Raw genomic sequence first — 511 nt, forward strand, 5'->3', positions numbered from 1 at the left:
GTTCGGCGACGAAGTCTCCGACAGCCTCAGCGTGGCCAAGAACTCCTAAGCGGCTCCGGCGCGGCAGGTAACAATTTCTGCACCCGGATGAATTAGGCCCAGGAACACCCCAAATGTGACCCGCAGCACTGTATGGTTTTTTCTCATGAGGCGGCACGAATGGGCCTGCCGCGCTATCAAGGAGACATCGTGAAGAAAGCACTCTCGATCGCCGCTTTCGCTGCGGCAGCATCCTTCGTCCTCGCCGGCTGCGGCAGTGGAGGGGGCGACAGCTCCGCGGAAAGCAACGGAATCGAACTGATTCAGAACGGCAAGCTGATCGTCTGCTCCGACATCCCCTATGAGCCGTTTGAGTTCGTCAAGGACGGCAAGACCGTCGGCTTCGACATCGACCTTGCAGACAAGCTCGCCGAGCGTCTGGGTGTTGAAGCTGAAGTCGTCACGACTCCATTCGAAGGCATCCAGTCGGGCACCTCACTCGACACCGGCAAGTGCGACATCGCCATCTCCG

1 protein-coding gene is annotated in these 511 nt (G+C 59.5%); it reads left to right on the forward strand.

Annotated features, from left to right (window positions below; genetic code table 11):
* Positions 1-189: 189 nt before the first annotated feature.
* Positions 190-511: transporter substrate-binding domain-containing protein (locus HMPREF3162_RS11235; RefSeq protein WP_141759607.1), on the forward strand; the 322-nt coding region annotated here is incomplete at its 3' end.

It is taken from the genome of Brevibacterium sp. HMSC07C04, from assembly GCF_001815905.1.
GTDB lineage: Bacteria > Actinomycetota > Actinomycetes > Actinomycetales > Brevibacteriaceae > Brevibacterium.